Origin of the sequence: Paraburkholderia metrosideri (assembly GCF_904848625.1) — a bacterium.
Taxonomy (GTDB): domain Bacteria; phylum Pseudomonadota; class Gammaproteobacteria; order Burkholderiales; family Burkholderiaceae; genus Paraburkholderia; species Paraburkholderia metrosideri.
The window spans coordinates 1-18085 of record NZ_CAJHCP010000003.1; the positions used below are offsets into that span (position 1 = coordinate 1).

At 61.0% G+C, this 18085-nt stretch carries 19 protein-coding genes; 13 read left to right on the forward strand and 6 right to left on the reverse strand.

The window, feature by feature from the left end:
• Nucleotides 1–208 (forward strand): hypothetical protein (locus LMG28727_RS34030; protein ID WP_236591630.1); only part of this gene is annotated, 208 nt, incomplete at its 5' end.
• On the opposite strand, the gene LMG28727_RS05850 is transcribed toward LMG28727_RS34030, so the two are convergent.
• Complete coding sequence (locus tag LMG28727_RS05850; protein WP_201641389.1) at nt 160–1275, reverse strand: AI-2E family transporter; 1116 nt, start codon at nt 1273–1275, stop codon at nt 160–162. The two genes, LMG28727_RS34030 and LMG28727_RS05850, sit on opposite strands and share 49 nt — an antisense overlap.
• A 272-nt stretch (nt 1276–1547) precedes the next feature.
• Between LMG28727_RS05850 and LMG28727_RS05855 the strand changes: the two genes are divergently transcribed.
• The 4 genes from LMG28727_RS05855 to LMG28727_RS05870 all read left to right on the forward strand — a co-directional run bounded on the left by LMG28727_RS05855 (nt 1548) and on the right by LMG28727_RS05870 (nt 5688).
• Nucleotides 1548–2762: a DUF2863 family protein gene (locus LMG28727_RS05855; RefSeq protein WP_201641390.1), complete on the forward strand. Its 1215-nt coding sequence runs from the start codon at nt 1548–1550 to the stop codon at nt 2760–2762.
• A gap of 470 nt (nt 2763–3232) precedes the next feature.
• Nucleotides 3233–4105, forward strand: coding sequence for a response regulator transcription factor (locus LMG28727_RS05860; RefSeq protein ID WP_201641391.1), 873 nt, complete (start codon nt 3233–3235; stop codon nt 4103–4105).
• Between the two features lie 117 nt (nt 4106–4222).
• Entirely contained in the window at nt 4223–4897 is a 675-nt protein-coding gene (locus LMG28727_RS05865) for an energy-coupling factor ABC transporter permease (protein WP_201641881.1), read from the forward strand.
• A gap of 185 nt (nt 4898–5082) precedes the next feature.
• On the forward strand, nt 5083–5688 hold the full coding sequence (locus LMG28727_RS05870; protein WP_201641392.1) for a BspC domain-containing protein: 606 nt from the start codon (nt 5083–5085) through the stop codon (nt 5686–5688).
• 122 nt (nt 5689–5810) lie between these two features.
• On the opposite strand, the gene LMG28727_RS05875 is transcribed toward LMG28727_RS05870, so the two are convergent.
• A complete protein-coding gene (locus LMG28727_RS05875; RefSeq protein WP_201641393.1) occupies nt 5811–6965 on the reverse strand; it encodes a M14 family metallopeptidase in 1155 nt (384 codons plus the stop codon).
• Between the two features lie 44 nt (nt 6966–7009).
• Nucleotides 7010–7792, reverse strand: coding sequence for a peroxide stress protein YaaA (gene yaaA / locus LMG28727_RS05880; protein ID WP_201641394.1), 783 nt, complete (start codon nt 7790–7792; stop codon nt 7010–7012).
• 57 nt (nt 7793–7849) lie between these two features.
• On the opposite strand from yaaA, the gene LMG28727_RS05885 reads away from it, so the two are divergent.
• Both LMG28727_RS05885 and LMG28727_RS05890 read left to right on the forward strand, forming a co-directional pair.
• The gene (locus LMG28727_RS05885) at nt 7850–8347 is read left to right on the forward strand and encodes a putative toxin-antitoxin system toxin component, PIN family (protein WP_201641395.1); all 498 of its coding nucleotides are present in this window, start codon (nt 7850–7852) and stop codon (nt 8345–8347) included.
• 150 nt (nt 8348–8497) lie between these two features.
• Nucleotides 8498–9670 carry a pyridoxal phosphate-dependent aminotransferase gene (locus tag LMG28727_RS05890; protein ID WP_201641396.1) on the forward strand — a complete coding sequence of 391 codons (1173 nt, stop codon included), beginning with the start codon at nt 8498–8500 and terminating at the stop codon, nt 9668–9670.
• A gap of 119 nt (nt 9671–9789) precedes the next feature.
• Here the strand turns inward: LMG28727_RS05890 and LMG28727_RS05895 are convergent, their stop codons facing one another.
• On the reverse strand, nt 9790–10437 hold the full coding sequence (locus tag LMG28727_RS05895) for a glutathione S-transferase family protein (protein WP_201641397.1): 648 nt from the start codon (nt 10435–10437) through the stop codon (nt 9790–9792).
• A gap of 138 nt (nt 10438–10575) precedes the next feature.
• Between LMG28727_RS05895 and LMG28727_RS05900 the strand changes: the two genes are divergently transcribed.
• The 6 genes from LMG28727_RS05900 to LMG28727_RS05925 all read left to right on the forward strand — a co-directional run bounded on the left by LMG28727_RS05900 (nt 10576) and on the right by LMG28727_RS05925 (nt 17002).
• Nucleotides 10576–12135 (forward strand): 3-hydroxyacyl-CoA dehydrogenase, encoded by a 1560-nt coding sequence (locus LMG28727_RS05900; RefSeq protein ID WP_201641398.1) that lies wholly within the window; start codon nt 10576–10578, stop codon nt 12133–12135.
• Nucleotides 12132–12920 carry an oxepin-CoA hydrolase, alternative type gene (locus tag LMG28727_RS05905; RefSeq protein WP_201641399.1) on the forward strand — a complete coding sequence of 263 codons (789 nt, stop codon included), beginning with the start codon at nt 12132–12134 and terminating at the stop codon, nt 12918–12920. The genes LMG28727_RS05900 and LMG28727_RS05905 overlap by 4 nt, the downstream gene beginning before the upstream one ends.
• Nucleotides 12921–12955: 35 nt before the next feature.
• On the forward strand, nt 12956–13672 hold the full coding sequence (locus tag LMG28727_RS05910; RefSeq protein WP_201641400.1) for a histidine phosphatase family protein: 717 nt from the start codon (nt 12956–12958) through the stop codon (nt 13670–13672).
• A gap of 20 nt (nt 13673–13692) precedes the next feature.
• Nucleotides 13693–14799, forward strand: a complete 1107-nt coding sequence (locus LMG28727_RS05915) for a phosphotransferase (protein ID WP_201641401.1) — start codon at nt 13693–13695, stop codon at nt 14797–14799.
• An 82-nt stretch (nt 14800–14881) separates the two neighbouring features.
• Complete coding sequence (locus LMG28727_RS05920) at nt 14882–16141, forward strand: acyl-CoA dehydrogenase family protein (protein WP_201641402.1); 1260 nt, start codon at nt 14882–14884, stop codon at nt 16139–16141.
• Nucleotides 16142–16300: 159 nt separating this feature from the next.
• Nucleotides 16301–17002, forward strand: coding sequence for a glutathione binding-like protein (locus tag LMG28727_RS05925; RefSeq protein ID WP_201641882.1), 702 nt, complete (start codon nt 16301–16303; stop codon nt 17000–17002).
• A 141-nt stretch (nt 17003–17143) separates the two neighbouring features.
• On the opposite strand, the gene LMG28727_RS05930 is transcribed toward LMG28727_RS05925, so the two are convergent.
• Both LMG28727_RS05930 and LMG28727_RS05935 read right to left on the reverse strand, forming a co-directional pair.
• The gene (locus LMG28727_RS05930; RefSeq protein ID WP_201641403.1) at nt 17144–17620 is read right to left on the reverse strand and encodes a MaoC family dehydratase; all 477 of its coding nucleotides are present in this window, start codon (nt 17618–17620) and stop codon (nt 17144–17146) included.
• Nucleotides 17620–18075, reverse strand: coding sequence for a MaoC family dehydratase (locus LMG28727_RS05935; RefSeq protein ID WP_201641404.1), 456 nt, complete (start codon nt 18073–18075; stop codon nt 17620–17622). Before LMG28727_RS05935 ends, LMG28727_RS05930 begins: the two co-directional genes overlap by 1 nt.
• Nucleotides 18076–18085: the final 10 nt, after the last annotated feature.

An 18085-nucleotide genomic window follows, 5' to 3' on the forward strand; every position in this document is an offset into this window, starting at 1 on the left:
GCCGTCAACAGGTTTTTATCACTTACTGAACCTGCCCACTTCGCTGGAAGCCTTGCCACTGCTGGCTTTCCCGCTTCCCCGTGCCCCGGTATCCGAAGCACGAAAGAGCGAGATTCTAGCGAGCCGTACCGGCACTTGCAAGCGTTATCTGAAATTTGTTCAAGGCGCTTTTTCTATGCGCGCAGCCTTATCAACCACGGGTGCCTGAAGATCGGGGGCTAGCGCACGGGCACCCGGCGCGCCAATCGTCCAGTCGTGAAGCACGGTGTAGGCGACCGCCAGCAAAGTCGGTCCAATGAAAACGCCCAGGAAGCCAAAAGCTAACGCGCCGCCAAGGATACCCAGCATCACCAGGATCAAAGGCATGTCGCTATTCTTGCCTATCAGGATTGGCTTGATGACATTGTCGGACATGCCGACAACCAGCACACCCCATACGACCAGGAAGATCGCCCAGCCAGTCGAGCCGCCGTGATACAGCCAGATCGCCGCCGGCAACCACACGATCACCGGGCCACCCGGCACTACCGACAGAAAAAACGTCGCCAGTCCAAGCAGTGCTGGCGCCGGCACACCGGCAATCCAGCAGCCGAAACCAGCCAGTATCCCTTGTACAAGCGCCGTGCCGAGAATCCCATAGACGACGCCCTTTATTGTGCTGCCTGCCAGCGCTAGCAAATAATCGGCACGCTCCCCAGCGATACGACGCATGCCGGCATTCAGCCAGGCCGCCGCCCCCTCCCCGCCGGTATAAAAGAAGAACGCAAGAACGATGCTCAACGCCAGCAACCCCAACCCGTGCGTAACGGCAAGCCCCGCTGCCAGAATCCACTTACCGGCCGGAGCCGCAAGCGTGTGCAACTGTGCGATCAACTCCGAATTGCTGCTCGTCAACCGCGTCCAGAAGGCCACGATGCTCGAACCCACCAGCGGAATCCCGTCGACCCATGGTGGCAAATCGGGCAAGCCGGCTTCGAAAAGCCTTTGCACCAATGCCACGATGTCGTGAACATGCGCGCCGAACGCAAAACCCGCATAGACGAAGGGCCCGAGCACGACAATCAGAATGATGAGCACAATCAACGTGGCGGCCCACTTGCGGCGGCCACCCACCGCGGCGGTCAGTCTTCGGTATAGCCCCCAGGAGCTATAGCTGAGAATGGCGCCCCACAGCAACGCGGTCGTAAAAGGCGCCAGCACTAGCAGCGAGCCGCCCACGAGAATGAGCAGCGCAAAAACCGCAGCAAGACGCTCGATCAGTTGGTCCGATTTCACGATGAATCTCCTATTGCGCCAGACCGCGGCGACGAATTGACATACGCTTGTCAGGCACCCGCTGAACGCCGTCAGTATAAAAGCGGGACGCACCTTAGGGGGCGTCTTATACCATTCGGCCAGGCCCGCGTGCGACGAGCTATAGGGCCATGCCGAACAGGCTGATTTTTGGCAGGGAAACGTCCCAATTCATCAGGCGCTGTCGGCTAAACGATGTGACGGCATAGAAACGACTAGAATATAAGGTTCTGTGCCCCCAAAAATCTGGATTTATGCGCTCGCGAATCGCCAAACGTCTCCCCCCCGATGCCGACAAGCTCGTCGGTCTCTCGCTCGCGCTTTTCGCGTCGGGCAGCCGCACCGAGGACCGCTTCTGGGAAGCGAAACTCGACGCGCTGCTGACCAAGATCGTCCGTAACGCCAACCAGACCACACTGGACGCGGCGCTCGATCATCTGCAGCAAAATCATCCTGATGCTTATGGCGCGCTCGCCGACATGGCGGAAACCCATAGCGAGTCGTTCGTCGTCGACCACGATGGCGTGCCTTATGAGGCGCTGCTGATCGCCGCGCCGGTGCTCGCCTGGACCCGCTACGTGATTCCGTCCGGCCCGCTCAAGGCTGACGCAGCCGACGCTTTGCGTGCGCATCTGCAGGCCCACGTGCTGGCGGCGAATACCCGAGTCGCGATGGTGCCGTTCCTCTACAGCATCGACCAGTTGCCGCGCCATCACGTGGAAACATGGCGGATCGCCCAGCAACTTACGCAGGCAGCCATGGCTGGCGGCAACGTCAAACTCAATTTCGGCGAACTGCCGGAAACCTCGCCAATTCTCGCCGACCCGCGCTTCCTGCTGGCCGTAGTAGCAGCGCCTGTGGGTGAGCCGGCATTTCGCTGGCAGGAAGAGGAGCACGGCAACCGGATCGAACGCGGCCAATGCCTCGAGCAATGGTCCACGCAAGGGGGTGCCAACTTGTCGCTGGTGCTGCCCGGTTGCGAATTCGAGTGTCTGCTGCCGGACGCGTATTACTCGGCGTGCCGTGATGCCGACGAAAGCGTACGCCCTCACACGGTACGCACTGCCGTGCGTTATCTATTCGACACAATTGGCGCGGCGCCCCAGGAGTTGCGCGCGGTTGTCGCCGGCTTCGGTGAACGCCGTATCGACGAATACCGGGTGGGCTTTACGCGCCGGGGCAGCAATGACGTGATTTATGGCGTCGTATGGCCACTTTACGGTCGCGAGAACGGCGAGCCGGGTATTGATGAAGAACCGCAAGAAACCGCGGTATCGGACGATCCGCTTGAAGAAATCGTCGCGCTACTCAAGGAAACCGGCGTGACCGATGTACGGCGTCACGCGGGGCGCTTCGAGCCTGAATATTGCGATGACTGCGGCGTGCCGCTTTATGCCGATCCACTTGGCGAAATTGTTCACGCCGAAATGCCGGAAGACGCGGAGCCAGCGCAACCGCATTTTCACTAACCATCGGCGCGCCTTTCGTCGCGCGTTGTTGTAGAAATATGGCAGCCCTCCGACTAATGCCGTTCAGCGTCAAAAACTGAACGGCATTTTTCATTTCAGAGCGATGCCGACCGAACCTCGGGCTCATTGCTGCCGGCGTCAACTCGGCCCGCAGTCACCACAGCGCGCGCACGATCGAATCGACACAATACCCGAGCCGAAAGCCTGCGCGGGCCCCGCCGTCCCTACCTGACGCGCCGTCAAATCGCGCTCTCACGCGCACCTCCTGATTGCCTCGAAAAAACGCGAGCAGTTGGCGCGACCGCTTGCGCAGGCTTTTTCATCCCACTCTTCCTATGCCTTCTGGACAGGCCGTCAAATCGAAGGGAATTTGTCATGATAGTCACGGTGACGTATCGCGACTCGCCCGGCTCATTGGCCGGACAGACGATGCGCCGCCCGCCCCTCGTCAGATTCATCCGGAGACATGTATGCGATTCTCAATACTCAACTCAAACGCAGAGCGACGTGATGGGCTCAAGGCATTGTTGCGTCAAATCGACAGGCTGGCACGCTTCACGGAAGCACAGGACTGGCGTCAGATTGAACGCACGTTCAAACGTCACCGACCCGATCTGCTGGTGATCGACTGGCAGGACTGGATGTCCGTGAAAGAAATCTGCCATCTCCTTAGCCACTACCCCGATTTACGCGTCGCCGTGCTCACGGATCAGATCTCGCCGGGCACCGTACGGGAGTTGATGGACGAAGGCGTCCTCGGTGTCGTGCCGCGCGAAACCGATCCCTGTCTGATCGTGCGCGCTTTTGAAATGGTGCTGCTCGGCGGCCACTATGTGCCGCCTGGCGCGTTGGCGCTCGACCCTCCACTGCCGCCCGATACCGCGATCCGGATCTTCGACGAGAAAAACCCGCCGCCGCGTCGCGCCAGATTGTCGAGCGGACTATCGCCCCGTCAGGAGCAGATCATGCGATGTGTGCATATGGGCAGCACCAACAAGATGATCGCGCGCACCCTCGGCATCAGCGAGGGCACAGTCAAGATCCATTTGACCAGCATATTCCAGCAACTCGGAGCGTCTAATCGCGCCGCCGCCGTCGCGCTTTATAACGGCTGGATGTCGAGTCATTTGCAGGTTCTACGCAATAACAGCGACGGTGCGTCTCTTCCCATGATGGGGCAAGCCGGCACGACCCCGTTGAGACGCACCCCACGGGGGCGTTTCCAGTATCCGTTGCAAGTCAGCGACACGAACGCGCCATTGCCCCTGGCCGCCGAACCCGACACGCCATATGGCGACCCGCCCGCCACCGGGCCGGCACCGAAGCCGGCAAGCCAGGACTAGGCGCGCAGGATGCCGTCGGGCGCATCAAAATCTGGTGCGCATTTTCTTGAGGTGTTTGCGCTACCTGGCATGGAATCCGCTCACACCTTTTCTCGTCCAACGAGTAATATGAGATACATGGGTTTCCTCTACACACCGCTTCCGTTCTGGGTCGCTGTCGGTGGCTGGATCGCCACTGCGATAGTGGTTGCGCTCGCGCTGTGGAAAAAGCCTTTCAAGCGACTTCAGGACAGCACGCTTCAGCACGTCTGGCTTGCGATCATCGTCGCAGTCTCGGTGCTGTGGGCGAGTAATGCATGGCTCGACGACGGCACCGTCATGCACCTGCTTGGCGCGACGCTATTCGTCACGCTATTTGACTGGGCACTCGCGCTGGTCGCCATGGCCATCGTCACTGGACTGGCCGCCGTGATGTTCGATGCCCCCTGGCAAGGAATCGCGCTAACCTTTCTTGTGTATGGTGCACTGCCCGTCGGCATTTCGACTTTGCTTCAGCGCATCAGCATCGCGTGGCTCCCACGCAATCTCTTTATGTTCATCTTCGGTCAGGGCTTTATTTCGCCTGCCATCGCCGTGACGCTCACTGCCGCGGCGGCGCTCGGCATTCATATCACGCTCACCAATGGATCAATGACCGTGGTGCCCGTCGGCTACGCGTTCAGCGTGCTTCTGCTTGCCACTGGCGAAGCGTGGTTTACGGGCATGTCGACAGCACTGATCGCGGTCTACCGTCCTGCCTGGGTGACCACGTATGATGTGCGCAGATATCGGCTGGGCGGCCCACGCATCTGACATTCGTCTGCATCCAGTTGCGCGTGTTCTGCGTATTTTCAGACATTGCGTATAACTGGCTCCCACTGCTTATCTGAACGGGCCCGTGCGTGACGACACGCCAAATTATTTGTGTCAGGATTGAACTCCATCCGCTCGCCGGGCATCTTACGAACCTCATGTCCCATTAGCGTCTAAAGAACTAGATGGATCGCACCAACACACCGCGCCGATTGCTGCGGCTGGTCGGCCGGTTGGCAACACTTGCAGCGAGTCTCTCGCTCCTCTGTGCCGCTCCCGTTTTCGCCGACCAACTCGAACAGCACAACGACCTCGTCAACAAATTCGTCAATGACATGCACGCGGACCCGCTCGTCGCGGATTGCGCCGCTCATGGCGACTTTGTCGCAAGCACGTCCACCGCCTTCGATCATGTCGAATTTCCACCCAGTTCGTTCGACAGTGCGCACGCGTCGGTCACGCCGTGGAACGACTCGTTCGACGAAGGCAAACAGCGCGTCAAGGTGGACAACATCGTCACCGTCGAAGGGCTCGGGGTTCGACAGAACGAAAATGGCGATCCAGCCGATCTGAAATTCCGCTGCGGCTACGTCGGTGCGCAGATGCTGGCGTTCAGCTGGAACGATCCGGTACCTCCCGCACGGGCGCACAGCGAGGGTTCGTCGGGAACGCATAAGGGTTCGAAGGGCAAGCATTCGGCGAGCGGCGCCAAGGCAACGAAGAAATCGTCAAAGAGCGGCTCGAGCAAATCGGCCTCGAAGAAGTCGTCGGCGAAAAAGAACGCTCATTAACGTCGCGCGCGGTCGGCAACGACATCGTCTCGCGTGCGACCCGGACAAAAACGCGCTCGCAATAAAAAATGCGGTACATCCTTCAAAGGGCGCACCGCATTTTTTCATCCAGCTCGCGCGATTCAGGCAAACGTCTCCACGTGATGCAAAACCGCCTGCAGCATCGCCGCGCCCAGTGACGCGCTGCGCTCGCCGTTCCAGCCCACGCGTTCGTCGGGCAGGTTGGCGTTGTCCTTGAACGGCATTTCCAGCGTCAACGACAGGCAACCGAATTCGTTGCCGATGTACTTCGACGCCAGCTTCAACGCATCCTCGCGATACTTGCTCGCGGCATAGCCGTATTTGTCCTGGAAATCAGGGCTCGCCTGCTTGAATGCCTCGATGAACGCCTTCTGTTCCTGCCCTTGCCGCTCGGTGAAACCCGGCAGCATTTCGGAGCCGGCCACGAACACATAAGGCAGCGCCTCGTCACCGTGGATATCGAAGAACAGGTCGCAACCGGTCGCGTGAATTGCATCGCGCACCACCAGCACTTCCGGGCTGCGGGTGGCGTCCGGCTCCATCCATTCGCGGTTCAGATTCGCGCCCGCCGCGTTCGTACGCAGATTGCCGTGTACGCTGCCGTCCGGATTCATGTTCGGTACGATGTAGAACACCGCGTGATCGTAGAGCTTTCGCGCGACCGGGTCGCCGGACCAGTCGCCCCAACCCACGAGGCGCTTCACCAGACCCTCGATAAACCATTCGGCCATCGTCTCGCCGGGATGCTGGCGCGCGATCAGCCAGATTTTCTTCTTCGGCTGGTCGCCGGTCGGCGGCGTGCCGAGCGTCAGCAACGACACGGGACGGCCTTCGACCGTCGTGCCCAGTTCGGTCAGCGAGGCTTGCGGCAACTGCTGAACCGCACCGAGAAACTCCGAATGACGCTCCTCGCTATACGGCTCGAAATACGCGTAGTAAATACGGTCGAAATCCGGCGTGTGATCGATTGTCAGCGCGCGGCCGTCGTACGAGGTCGGCACGCGAAACCAGTTCACGCGATCGTAGCTTGCTACCGCCTGATAGTCGCGCCAGCCCTCGGCGAACGCACACGCGGCGGCGTTCTCGAAGGTCATCACGCAACGCTCGCCCGCCGCGCCCGATACGCGGAAATAAAACCACTGCGCGAACTCGGCGTGGCTGTCCGGCCGCACGCGCAGACGGATGTTGCCGGCGTCCTCGCACGACAGCACGTCAATCGCGCCCGCGTCGAAATTGCTCGTAATCGATAACGTCATGATGTCCTTCCCTGCATTGTGACTGTGTACACGCAACGACACGCTTACTCAGCGACGCGGCGGCGAAATACGTAAGTGGAATCGTTCGATGCTTGCGCGTCGAACGCATAGCCTTCGGCATCGAACTCCTTCAACTGCTCGGGCCGCTCAACCCGGTTTTCGACCGCGTAGCGCGCCATCAGGCCGCGTGCGCGCTTGGCGTGAAAGCTGATGATCTTATAGCGACCGCCCTTCCAGTCTTCGAACACGGGCGTGACGACAGGCGCGTCGAGCAGCTTCGGCTTGACCGACTTGAAGTATTCGGTCGACGCGCAATTCACCAGCACACGTGAAGCCGTGGCGTTCTTCTTCAACTGCGCATTCAGCGCCTGCGTGATCCGCTCGCCCCAGAACGCGTACAGGTCCTTGCCACGCGGATTGGCGAAACGCGTGCCCATTTCGAGCCGGTACGGTTGCAGCAGATCGAGCGGACGCAGCAAACCGTAGAGGCCGGACAGCACGCGCACATGGTTCTGCGCATAGTCCAGATCGGCCGACGACAACGTCTTCGCGTTGAAGCCCTCATACACGTCGCCATTGAACGCGAGTACCGCCTGCTTGGCGTTGTGCGTGTCGAATTTCGGCGACCATTCGGCGTAGCGTTGAAAATTCAGATGCGCGAGCTGATCGGAAATATCCATCAGCGAGGCGATCTGCTGCGGCGACAAACGGCGCAATCCGCCGATCAATTCGGCAGCGTCATCGACGAAATCGGGGATCGTGTGCTTTTTGACGTGCGGGGGGGTTTCGTAGTCGAGCGATTTCGCCGGCGACAGAACGATTATCATAGAGGCTTGCAGGCACGCCGTGCCTGGCGGTCAAAGACGAAAGCCAGATTGTAACGAATGCCCGGTTCCCATGCCTCACACGGCGCTTTGCGCGTCGTCCTCGATTCCAATGTGTGGATCGATATTCTCGTGTTCGACGACCCGCACACGCGGCCCATCGCGGCCGCGCTCGAAACTGGCGCGCTCGCCGCGCTGATCGACGCGCGTTGTCTCGCCGAACTCACCTACGTACTCGACTATCCGCAATTCGTGCATCGAAACGTGGATAAAGCGGCCGCGCTTGCCGTCGTCGCGCGGCTTGCGCAATTGGTCGAACCCGCGCCGCCCGCGGAAGACGCGAAGCCGCTGCCCAAATGCAAGGATCGCGATGACCAGAAGTTTCTCGAACTCGCGCACGCGGCGCAGGCCGACTGGCTGGTGTCGAAAGACCGCGCAGTGTTGAAGCTCGCGAAACGGATTGCGCGCGATTTCGGTTTCCAGATTGCGCAGCCGGCGCCATTTGTCGCGGCAATCAGCGCCTCGTTGAGCGACGCCGACGAGCCCGCTCCAGCGTGATTAGCGCCGTGTGGGTCCTGGCCGAACGGCTAATGAAGGCGTTTCCGCACCCGCGCGCCGCCGCGATTCCCTACAATCAGGCTTCGTCCTTGCTGAACGACGCCCTTCGCTCATTTCGCCAACTCTCTCGCCAACGCTTCGGATAGCGCCATGAATGCACTGCACGACACGCCCACGAGTCCTTCGTTTCCTTCGCGCCTGCCCAATGTCGGCACGACGATTTTCACCGTGATGAGCGCGCTCGCCGCCGAGAAAGGCGCGGTGAACCTGGGCCAGGGCTTTCCTGATTTCAATTGCGATCCACGCATTGTCGACGCGGTCTCGAACGCGATGCGCGACGGCCACAACCAATACCCGCCGATGGCCGGCGTCGCGCCGCTGCGTCAGGCTATCTCGGACAAGATTGCTAACCTGTATGGCCGCCGCTACGACGCCACGAACGAAATCACCGTGACGGCGGGCGCGACACAGGCGTTGCTGACGGCGATTCTGTGCACCGTGCATCCGGGCGATGAAGTGGTCGTGATCGAGCCGACTTACGACAGCTATCTGCCGTCCATCGAACTGGCTGGCGGCAAGCCGGTGTTCGTCACACTCGACGCGCCCGACTACGCGATTCCATTCGACAAGCTCGCGGCAGCCATCACGCCGAAAACCCGGCTATTGCTGATCAACACGCCGCACAATCCGACCGGCACGGTCTGGCGCGCGGAAGACATGCGCAAGCTCGAAGAGATCGTGCGCGGCACCAACGTGCTGATCCTGTCCGACGAAGTGTACGAGCACATGGTCTACGACGGCGCGCCGCACGAAAGCGTCGCGCGTTATCCGGAACTGGCGCAGCGCAGTTTCGTGGTGTCGAGCTTCGGCAAGACTTATCACGTGACGGGCTGGAAGGTCGGCTATGTGGCCGCGCCCGCCGCGCTCACCGCCGAATTCCGCAAGGTGCACCAGTTCAATGTGTTCACTGTCAATACGCCGATGCAGATCGGTCTCGCCGACTACATGAACGACCCTGCGCCGTATCTCGAGCTACCCGCGTTTTATCAGAAGAAGCGCGACTTCTTCCGCGCGGGTCTCGCCAATTCGCGCTTCAAGTTGCTGCCGTGCACGGGCACGTACTTTCAGTGTGTCGACTATTCGGCCATCAGTGATTTGCCAGAAGCCGAGTTTGCTCAATGGCTGACCGGTGAGATCGGCGTCGCAGCAATTCCGGTGTCGGCGTTCTATCACGAAGCACATGAATCGGGCGTGGTGCGCTTCTGCTTTGCCAAACAGGAAAGCACGCTCGCCACCGCGCTCGAGCGGCTCGCGCGGCTTTAACAATGCGCGGCGCGATGCTTCGAACGAACCCACGTTCCTCGCAATCGCGCGCTGCGGTCAACGCGTGCGTTGCACGCGTCGACGTGCTTCCCTGCCTGAATCACGGGCATAACATCCCATCAAGCCGGACGCGACGCCGCAATGTATGCCTTGCGGTCGTCGGTCACACGTTGCGCCGCCGGCCGCGCGTTGATCTCCTTCACGTAGCTCTTCCAGTCCAGACCTGCGTCGAGCAGGAAATCGCGGCCGTAGATCGCCTGCGTTGCCATGCCGACCAGCGGCAAGCTCACATAACCGGCCGTATCCGCGACGCTGAAACGCTCGCCGCCCAGATACGGTCCGAACTTCGCGATCCGTTTGAAGCCCGCAATGTGATGCGCGAGCAGCTTCTCGATACGTCCCTTCGTGGCATCGGTCACGGTGCCGCCGAAGAACGCTTCCTTGTACAGATTGCGCGCGGTCAGTTCGAGATGCACGTCGACGAACATGATCAGTTCGCGCTCCTTGCACGCTTCCCACGGGTCGACCGAAAAAATCGCCTTGTCGGGAAACCGCGCGGCCAGATATTCGACGATGCATTGCGACTCGCACAGATCGCCCTCTTCAGTCTGCAGATAAGGCACCTTGCCGAGCGGCGAATGCTCGAGCACAGCGTCGTCCTGGCTCGGTATCACGAACACTTCTTCGAACGGAATGCCGTGTTCGAGAAGCACGAACTTTACTTTGTTGTAATAGTTAGAGAGCGCGAAACCGCACAGCTTGATCATCCGGTGTCTCCTTTTTTCCGGTTGTATGAGACCGCTTACGTGAGTCGCCACAAAGATCGACGCAGCGGCGTTCGAACAATCATCCAGTAAATTGCACGATCGTGCTATTCTAAAATAACCATGGAGTCGAGCATCACAATGACCTCTCGCCATTTCAGCATCGAGACTATCGGCATTGTCGGAACCGGAGCAATGGGTCGCGGCATTGCCCAGATTGCCGCGCTTGCGGGTCTGAAGGTTCGTCTGTACGACACCAACCCCAGCGCGATCGGCGCGGCGCGCGACTATCTCGCCGAGACTTTCGCCAGATTGACGGCAAAAGGCAAGCTCGATCAGGCGCGTTCACTCGCAGCGTTGGCGAATGTCAGCGGCGCGCACGCAATCAGCGAACTGGTCGATTGCGATCTGGTGATCGAGGCGATCGTCGAAAAGCTAGACGTGAAGCAGGCGCTCTTTCGCGAACTCGAAACCGTGGTGAGCGGCCGTTGCGTGCTGGCGTCGAACACGTCGTCGCTGTCAATTACTGCGATTGCCGCCGCTTGCAGCGACCCGTCGCGCGTGGTCGGCTATCACTTCTTCAACCCCGTTCCGTTGATGAAAGTCGTCGAGGTGATCGACGGCTTGCGCAGCGATCCCGCGGTGGGCGACGCGCTGATGGACCTCGCGCGCCGTATGGGACACACACCGGTACGCGCGAAAGACATGCCGGGCTTCATCGTCAATCACGCGGGTCGTGGGATGAATACCGAAGGCTTGCGCGTGGCCGGCGAAGGTGTCGCGAGTTTCGCCGATATCGACCGGATCATGCGCGAGCAGGCGGGCTTTCGCCTGGGGCCGTTCGAGTTGCTCGATCTGACCGCGCTGGACGTCTCGCATCCGGTGATGGAGTCGATCTACCACCAGTTCTATGAAGAGCCGCGTTTCACGCCGTCGCCGATTACCGGCACGCGGCTCGCGGGCGGATTGATTGGCCGCAAAACGGGCGAAGGTTTCTACCGCTACGTGGATGGCAAGCAGCAGGTGCCTGCCGAAGCGCCTGCGCCCACGGAACTGCCGAAAAGCGTGTGGGTCAGCAAGCGCTATCCGCAGGCGCACGAAGCGGTCGTCAAACTGATCGGCGAGACAAGCGGCGTGACGCTCGACGACGGCGCCGTCCCCGCAGCGGACTCGCTGATCGTCGTCACCCCGTTCGGTCACGATGCGACCACCGCCGCCGTCGACGAAGCGCTCGATGCAACCCGCGTCGTCGCGATCGACGCCCTCTTCCCGCTCGTCGGCGCACAACGCCACACGCTGATGACCACGCCCGCTACCCGCCGCGTCGCGCGTGACGCAGCGCATGCGCTATTCGCGTCTGGCGGCGTGCCCGTCACCGTGATCCGCGACTCGACCGGCTTCGTCGCGCAACGCGTGGTGGCGACCATCGTCAACATCGGCTGCGACATCGCGCAGAAACAGATCGCCACGCCGGACGACATCGACCTCGCCGTCACGCTCGGCCTCGGCTATCCACGCGGCCCGCTTGCGCTTGGCGACGCGCTCGGCGCAACCACCATTCTCACGATCCTGCGCAATATGTTCAGCGTGCTCGGCGATCCACGCTACCGCCCGTCGCCATGGCTCGCGCGGCGAGCGCAACTTGGCCTGTCGCTGACCCAACGCGACGCCGCCGACATCCAACCGGAGACGCAACCATGAGCGCCGAACTGCTGACCTCGCGCCCGACCGAAAGCGAATCGACGCTGGTCCTCACACTGTCGAACCCCGGTGCACGCAACGCGCTGCATCCGGACATGTATGCAGCCGGAATTGAAGCGCTCGATTCGGTCGAGCGCGATCCGTCGATCCGCGCTGTCGTGATTACCGGCGCCGACAACTTCTTCTGCGCGGGCGGCAATCTGAACCGTCTGCTTGAGAACCGTGCCAAAGATCCGTCGGTGCAGGCCGAGAGCATCGACATGCTCGGTCAGTGGATTTCAGCTTTGCGCCTATCGTCGAAGCCGATCATCGCCGCGGTCGACGGCGCCGCTGCCGGCGCAGGCTTTTCGCTCGCGCTCGCCTGCGACCTGATCGTCGCCGGCGACGACGCCAAATTCGTGATGTCGTATGCACGCGTGGGCCTGACGCCCGACGGTGGCGGCTCGTGGTTCCTCGCGCAGGCGCTGCCGCGCCAACTGGCCACCGAAGTGCTAATCGAAGGCAAGCCGATCAGTGCCGCGCGTCTCTACGAACTCGGCGTGGTCAACAAACTGGCCAAGCCTGGCCACGCGCGCGACACCGCCGTCGCGTGGGCCGACGAACTCGGCAAGATTTCGCCCAATTCGGTTGCACGCATCAAAGGCCTGATCGGCGCCGCCGGCGCACAACCGCTCGCGGAGCATCTGGTGGCGGAGCGCGATAGCTTCGTCGCGTCGCTGCATCATCGCGACGGGCTCGAAGGCATTTCCGCGTTCCTCGAAAAACGCGCGCCGGTCTACAAGTGAACCTTCAGCGATACAGGAGCGAGACAAAAGAAGCCATGCCTGACTATCAACTGCCCAAACGTCGCCGCATCTTTCTGATGCGTCACGGCGACGTCACTTACTTCGACGACACCGGCCGCGCGATCGATCCTGAAACCGTGCCGCTGAACGCCAACGGCCGCGAACAGGCAAGCGCGGCAGGCCGTGTGTTTGCCGAACAGCAGGTTCGCTTCGATCGGGTGATTGTCAGCGGACTGCCGCGTACCGTCGAAACCGCCACGCGCGTGCTGGCCGAAACGGGCCAGCAGATCGAACTCGAAATCGAACCCGCGTGGCAGGAGATACGCGGCGGCAGGTTAGCCAATATTCCAGCGCAAGATATCGAAGCGGCCTTTCTCGGCGTGTTCGACGGCATCGTGCCGGAAAGCACGCGTTTTCTCGACGGCGAAACCATCGGCGCGTTGTTTGATCGCGTGCTGCCGCCCTTGGCGGCATTGCGCGAGGACACCTCGTGGGACACGGTGCTGCTGGTGCTGCATGGCGGCGTGAATCGCGCGATTCTCTCGCACGCACTGACCGCCGGCGGCCGCACGTTCTTCGGTCATCTGTCGCAGGCAACGGGCTGTATCAACGCGCTCGACGTAGGCGAGAAGCCACGTGACTGGGTGCTGCGCACGCTCAACTATTCCCCGCCGTCGCCGCTGCATCGCGACGTTCGCAACACCACGATGGAAATGCTCTACGCACAATTCATTCAATACAAGCGTAGCTGAACCCGAACTGGAGGAGACATATGGCGCAAGCCACACAGACCGGCGAACCAGAACACAAACCGGATTACTCGGCTTTCGAAGGCACGCGGCCGGTCAACGAACGTCAGCGTTTCGATACTGAAGCGCTTGCCGCCTGGTTGAGCCGGCATGTCGAAGGATTTTCCGGCCCCCTTACGCTGGAACAATTTGCGGGCGGTCAATCCAACCCGACTTTCAAGCTGGTAACGCCGTCGCGCTCGTACGTGATGCGCGCGAAGCCTGGGCCGGCGGCGAAGCTGCTGCCCTCCGCCCATGCTGTCGAACGTGAATATCGCGTCATGCATGCATTGGCCGACACCGACGTACCGGTCGCGCAAATGCTCGCGTTGTGCGAGGACGAAAGCGTGATTGGCCGCGCGTTCTATGTGATGGAGTTTGTCGAAGGCCGCGTGCTGTGGGATCAGTCGCTGCCCGGCATGACGCCCGCCGAACGCACGGCGATCTACGACGAAATGAATCGGGTGATCGCGGCTTTGCATAGCGTTGACGTAGAAGCGGCCGGCCTCGCCGACTACGGCAAACCCGGCAATTACTTTACGCGGCAAATCGGCCGGTGGAGCAAACAGTACATTGCGTCCGAAACCGAACCCATCGACGCAATGCAGCGGCTGATTGAATGGCTGCCGCAGCATATGCCCGCCGAAACCGGTCAGCGCGCGTCGGTCGTGCATGGCGATTACCGGCTCGACAATCTGATCTTCCATCCTCACGAGCCGCGAGTTTTGGCGGTGCTCGACTGGGAGCTGTCCACGCTTGGCGATCCGCTCGCCGACTTTGCGTACCACTGCATGGCGTGGCACGTCGATCCGGCGAAATTCCGCGGCATTGCGGGCCTGGACTGGGCAGCCCTTGGCATTCCCGACGAAGCCCAGTACGTCGAGCGCTATTGCAAGCGCACCGGCTTCGAGATTCATGGCGACTGGAATTTCTACCTGGCTTACAACATGTTCCGCATCGCCGCGATTCTGCAGGGGATCATGAAGCGCGTCGTGGACGGCACCGCGGCCAGCGCGCAAGCGCTCGACGCCGGTCGTCGCGCGAAACCCATGGCCGAGCTTGCGTGGCATTACGCGCAGAAGGTGCGCTAAGCGCCTGGCTCAACCGAACACGCGTGTCGAATCGTGCGCGCAGAAAGATCCTCATCCGCTATCCGTTATCGCGAGGTCATACATGAATTTCGATTACACCCCGAAGGTTCAGGCATTGCGCGAAAAGCTGCTCGCCTTCTTCGACGAGCACATTTATCCGAACGAACACGAGTTTTACGCGGAGATTGCGCGTAATCGCCAGAACGGCAACGCATGGCTGCCGACCGAGCTGATCGAGCAACTCAAACACAAAGCGCGCGACGCCGGCTTGTGGAATCTATTCCTGCCCGAGTCCGAGCGTGGCGCCGGTCTGACGAACCTCGAATACGCGCCGCTGTGCGAGATCATGGGCCGCGTGCCATGGGCGCCGGAAGTGTTCAACTGTAGCGCGCCCGACACCGGCAACATGGAAACGATCGAGCGCTACGGCAGCGAGGACAACAAACGCGAGTGGCTCGAACCGCTGCTGAAAGGCCAGATCCGCTCGGCATTTCTGATGACGGAGCCTGAAGTGGCGTCGTCGGATGCGACCAATATCCAGACCAGCATCGTGCGTGACGGCGATTACTACGTGATCAATGGCCGCAAGTGGTGGTCGTCGGGTGCGGGCGATCCGCGCTGCAAGGTCTACATCGTGATGGGCAAGACCGATCCCGACGCGCCGCGCCACCAGCAGCAGTCGATGATCCTGGTTCCCGCCGACGCCACCGGCATTACCGTACTTCGTCCGCTCACGGTGTTCGGTTACGACGACGCGCCGCACGGTCATATGGAAATCACGCTCGACAACGTGCGCGTACCTGCCACCAACATGCTGCTCGGCGAAGGCCGCGGCTTCGAGATCGCGCAAGGCCGCCTCGGACCCGGACGCATTCACCACTGCATGCGTTTGATCGGCCTCGCCGAACGCGCCATCGAGTTGATGGCGAAACGCTCGTTGCAACGCGTGGCGTTCGGCAAACCGGTCGCAGCGCAAGGCGTCACGCTGGAGCGGCTCGCCGAAGCGCGCTGCATGATCGAACAGGCGCGTCTGCTCACGCTGAAAACTGCGTACATGATGGATACCGTCGGCAATAAGGGCGCACGCGGCGAGATCGCGATGATCAAGGTGATCGCACCGAATATGGCGTGTCAGGTAATCGACTGGGCGATCCAGGCGCATGGCGGCGGCGGCGTCAGCGACGATTTCCCGCTGGCTTATGCGTATGCATCGGCGAGAACGCTGCGTTTTGCCGACGGGCCCGACGAAGTGCATCGCAATGCAATCGCCAAGCTCGAACTCGCGCGCCATATGGATGCGGGCGCGGCGGCTCAGGTGGAGATGCCCGTTACACGGAGTTGAGTTCGATACGGACCAGGCTGTGACAGGGTGGGTGCTTCAGCGTTTTTTGAATTTTGAACGCACCCGCGTCACCGCCAGCAGCATCGCGCGATCTATGCTCTAATTTTTGTCAGCTGCGGCGCCCTTTGGGGCGCCGCTTTCACGACATGAGGAGACATGATGATCGACGTCTATAGCTGGGCAACCCCGAATGGCCACAAGATTCACATCATGCTCGAGGAAACCGGCCTCGCGTACAGGGCGCATGCTGTGAACATCGGTGCCGGCGACCAGTTCAAACCCGAATTCCTCGCTATCAGTCCAAACAACAAGATTCCGGCGATCGTCGATTCCGAAGGGCCCAAAGGACCGAACGGGGAGCCGTTCGCGCTGTTCGAATCAGGCGCGATCCTGATTTATCTCGCCGAGAAAACTGGCAAGTTTCTGCCTGCTGATCCGGCCGCGCGTTATAGCGTACTGCAATGGCTGATGTTCCAGATGGGCGGACTCGGTCCGATGCTTGGGCAAACGCATCACTTTCGCGTTTATGCGCCGGAGCCGATCGAATATGCGATCAACCGCTACACGAACGAGACACGGCGTTTGTACGGCGTGATGGACACCCAGTTGGGCAAGACGCAATACCTCGCGGGTAACGACTATACGATCGCGGACATCGCCGCTTTTCCGTGGACACGTTCGTGGCAAAACCAGGGTGTCGAGCTGGACGCGTTGCCGAATGTGAAGCGCTGGCAGCAAGAGATCGCTGCGCGGCCGGCGGTGGTGCGAGGTGTCGAAGTGCTGGCGTCGGAGCGCAAACCGCTAATGGACGATAAAGCGAAGGAGATGCTGTTCGGCGCGACGCAGTACGCGAAGCGTTAGTTTTCGCGGCGGCTGCAATGGCTATGGCAGTCGTGTTGAAGTGATGCGCGTCATTGCAGCAATAAAAAAGCGCGAACGGCGTTCGCGCTTTTTTTGCAACATGGCGACATGGGATGCACGCGTTAAAGCATTGCTCGCGCGCTAGAAGTAATGCCGCGTGATGAACTCCGCGACACACACCGGCCGCTCACTGCCCTGCCGTTCCAGCGTCACGTTCCACACGGCTTGAACACCCTTGTTCTCGACCTCGGTGACAGACTCCACCGCGAATTTAGCGCGCAATTGCGAACCGACCAGCACCGGCGATGTGAACCGCACGCGGTTCAGTCCGTAGTTGACGCCCATGCGCTGTTTGATCGTCACCGTCTTGCCCAGCAGAGCCGGGATCAACGATAGCGTCAGGAAGCCATGCGCAACCGGACCGCCAAATGGCGATTCGCGGCGGGCCCGCTCCGGGTCGACGTGAATCCACTGATGATCGCCGGTGGCTTCAGCGAACAGGTCGACGCGGGCCTGGTCGACCGTCAGCCAGTCGCTGACCAGCGGCTCGCCACCGACCCGTGCGCGTAGCGCGTCTGCACTGCCAAACGTCGCGGCCGACGCCGCCCCCACCGTCATCACGCGGCTCCCGGATTGCGCAGTCCGAACATCCCCTTCGAACTGACCGTAATCACCATCTCGCCATGCTGATTGAACCCTTCCCACCGCGTCGACACAATGCCGCGATCGGGCTTGCTTTCGGAAACGCGCTTGTCGAGCACGACATTCATCATCGTGATCGTGTCGCCGACACGCACCGGCTTCAGCCAGCGTATCTCGTCGATGCCCGGCGAACCCATCGACGTCGAGTCAGCAAACGCGTTGCGCACCAGCATGCCCATCATGACCGAACAGGTATGCCAGCCACTCGCCACCAAGCCGCGAAACGGCGATTTTTCTGCCGCGGCTTCGTCCAGATGAAACGGCTGCGGATCGAACTTCCCGGCGAACTCGACAATCTCTTCGCGCGTGAACGTGTGCTTGCCGATTTCGGTGCTCGTACCGACGATCAGGTCTTCGAAACTTAAACCCACGGTCGTACCT

What these genes read in the sequence shown, in the direction of transcription:
- LMG28727_RS05855 (WP_201641390.1), top strand. Translation starts at nt 1,548, where the DNA reads ATGCGCTCGCGAATCGCCAAACGTCTCCCCCCCGATGCCGACAAGCTC.
- LMG28727_RS05860 (WP_201641391.1), top strand. Translation starts at nt 3,233, where the DNA reads ATGCGATTCTCAATACTCAACTCAAACGCAGAGCGACGTGATGGGCTC.
- LMG28727_RS05865 (WP_201641881.1), top strand. Translation starts at nt 4,223, where the DNA reads ATGGGTTTCCTCTACACACCGCTTCCGTTCTGGGTCGCTGTCGGTGGC.
- LMG28727_RS05870 (WP_201641392.1), top strand. Translation starts at nt 5,083, where the DNA reads ATGGATCGCACCAACACACCGCGCCGATTGCTGCGGCTGGTCGGCCGG.
- LMG28727_RS05875 (WP_201641393.1), bottom strand. Translation starts at nt 6,965, where the DNA reads ATGACGTTATCGATTACGAGCAATTTCGACGCGGGCGCGATTGACGTG.
- yaaA (WP_201641394.1), bottom strand. Translation starts at nt 7,792, where the DNA reads ATGATAATCGTTCTGTCGCCGGCGAAATCGCTCGACTACGAAACCCCC.
- LMG28727_RS05885 (WP_201641395.1), top strand. Translation starts at nt 7,850, where the DNA reads ATGCCCGGTTCCCATGCCTCACACGGCGCTTTGCGCGTCGTCCTCGAT.
- LMG28727_RS05890 (WP_201641396.1), top strand. Translation starts at nt 8,498, where the DNA reads ATGAATGCACTGCACGACACGCCCACGAGTCCTTCGTTTCCTTCGCGC.
- LMG28727_RS05895 (WP_201641397.1), bottom strand. Translation starts at nt 10,437, where the DNA reads ATGATCAAGCTGTGCGGTTTCGCGCTCTCTAACTATTACAACAAAGTA.
- LMG28727_RS05900 (WP_201641398.1), top strand. Translation starts at nt 10,576, where the DNA reads ATGACCTCTCGCCATTTCAGCATCGAGACTATCGGCATTGTCGGAACC.
- LMG28727_RS05905 (WP_201641399.1), top strand. Translation starts at nt 12,132, where the DNA reads ATGAGCGCCGAACTGCTGACCTCGCGCCCGACCGAAAGCGAATCGACG.
- LMG28727_RS05910 (WP_201641400.1), top strand. Translation starts at nt 12,956, where the DNA reads ATGCCTGACTATCAACTGCCCAAACGTCGCCGCATCTTTCTGATGCGT.
- LMG28727_RS05915 (WP_201641401.1), top strand. Translation starts at nt 13,693, where the DNA reads ATGGCGCAAGCCACACAGACCGGCGAACCAGAACACAAACCGGATTAC.
- LMG28727_RS05920 (WP_201641402.1), top strand. Translation starts at nt 14,882, where the DNA reads ATGAATTTCGATTACACCCCGAAGGTTCAGGCATTGCGCGAAAAGCTG.
- LMG28727_RS05925 (WP_201641882.1), top strand. Translation starts at nt 16,301, where the DNA reads ATGATCGACGTCTATAGCTGGGCAACCCCGAATGGCCACAAGATTCAC.
- LMG28727_RS05930 (WP_201641403.1), bottom strand. Translation starts at nt 17,620, where the DNA reads ATGACGGTGGGGGCGGCGTCGGCCGCGACGTTTGGCAGTGCAGACGCG.